This is a genomic window from Oscillochloris sp. ZM17-4 (assembly GCF_019599295.1).
GTDB lineage: Bacteria > Chloroflexota > Chloroflexia > Chloroflexales > Chloroflexaceae > Oscillochloris.
Genome location: NZ_JAIEWN010000151.1, coordinates 1 through 1,813 on the forward strand (window position 1 = coordinate 1; position 1,813 = coordinate 1,813).

At 72.4% G+C, this 1,813-nt stretch carries 2 protein-coding genes; both read left to right on the forward strand.

From position 1 onward, the window contains the following. The coding region (locus tag K2Z83_RS28295; protein ID WP_220598516.1) for a tyrosine-type recombinase/integrase at positions 1–951 on the forward strand (951 nt) is incomplete at its 5' end. Positions 952–979: 28 nt separating this feature from the next. Further along, positions 980–1,813: DUF4158 domain-containing protein (locus K2Z83_RS28300; RefSeq protein ID WP_220598517.1), on the forward strand; the 834-nt coding region annotated here is incomplete at its 3' end.

The window sequence follows — 1,813 nt, forward strand, 5'->3', positions numbered from 1 at the left end:
GACGATCCCGAGTCGCTGCGCGCCTTTGTCGCCACGCTCGGCCGCCGCGACCCTAAGACCGTCGCTGCCTACCTCTCCTCCCTGCGCGGCCTGATCGCCTGGCTCGCTACCCAGCCCGACGGCAGCCCCTTCCGCCCCGATGTGCTCACCGTCACTGCGCTCCAGGGCTACGTCGACCACCTTACCGTCGCCGGCCAGCAGCCGCGCACCCGGGCCCGCGCACTCACCGCCATCTCGCGCTTCTGCAGATGGGCCATCGACGCCGGACAGCTCACCCGCAACCCCGCCCACGCCATTGAGCGACCCACCGTCCCCGCCCTCAGCCCGACCGAGCTCTCCGCCGAGCAGCGCACCATCCTCAAGACCCTCGTCGAGCGGGCCGACTCGCGCCGGCTCGCCGCCATCTTCGCGCTCGGCTACTGGGCCGGGCTGCGCATCAGCGAGGTCGCCACTCTGCGCATCGACCACTGCGTGCTCTCCCAGCGCGCCGGCGCGATCACCATCGTCGGCGCCAAGGGCGGTAAGACCCGCACCATCGACCTGCACAACGAGGCCCGCAAGGCCCTCGTCGCCTACCTGGCCCTCGACGCCAGCGCGACCGAAGCCCGTGAGCCCGACAGCCCCTTCGTGTTCACCAGCCAGCGCGCCGCCGCCCTGCGCCGGCGCGACCAGCCCGATAACCTCTCCGCCCGCGGCATCGAGCATCGCTGGCAGCAGCTCAAGGCCCAGGCCACCCACGCCTCCTGGCCGCGCATCCAGGATGTGACCTTCCACGACCTGCGCCACGACTTCGCCCACCGCGCCCGCGGCGCTGGCTGGACCCTGGAGGCGATCGCCATCTACCTCGGCCACCAGACCAAGGACGGCGCTCCAGCCATCGCCACCACCGCCCGCTATACCCTGCCCACCCGCACCCAGATCCGCGAGCAGCTCAAAACGCTGCCCGGCTAACGGCCGGGTGTGCGGCCGGGAAACGTCTATGGCGTCGCATAGCCCCGCGCTCCTGACCACGGCGCAGCGCGCGCTGCTTAGCCGGCTGCCCGACGACCTGCCCGACCGCGACATCGCCCGCTTCTACACGCTGACGCCCGCCGACCGCGCCTTCATTGCCCAGCACCGGCGCAGCGTCAACCGCCTCGGCGTCGCCGTGCAGCTGTGTATGCTGCGCTACCCCGGCCGGACGCTGATGAGCCTGCCCGACGTGCCCGTGCGCGTGCTGCGCGCCATCGCCCAGCAGCTCGATATCGCGCCCGCGGCCTTTGTCAGCTACGGCGCGCGCCGCACCACCTGCTACGAGCATCTCGACGCGATCAAGGCCCACTATGGCTACCGCACCTGGACGTGGCAGGATGCCCGCGCCGTGATGCGGGCGATCCTCCCCCAGGCCCAGGCCAACGCCCAGTCCCTGCCCTTGATTGAGGCGGCCCATCAGCAGCTCCGTGATCGGCGGCTGATCCTTCCGGGCATCACGGTCGTCGAGCGCCTGGTGTGGGGCGTCCAGCGTGTGGCGACCCGCAGCGTCGAGCGCCTGCTGACCCGCGATCTCACCGTCGACCAGCAGGCCCGGCTCGACGCCCTGCTCGTCGTCGCCGCCGACGCCCCGCGGTCGACGCGCGGCAGCATGCCGCTCACCTGGCTCCGTGAGGAGCCCGGCGACCCCGCCCCGGCCGCCCTGCTCCGGCTGCTCGACCAGCTTGCGATCCTGGCCGACCTCGCCCTGCCGCCGCTGCCCGCGACCCTGCATCGTTCGCGCTGGCGCCAGCTCGCCCGCCAGGGCGCCCACTATCGTCCGCAGCCGCTGCGCGTGCTTGAT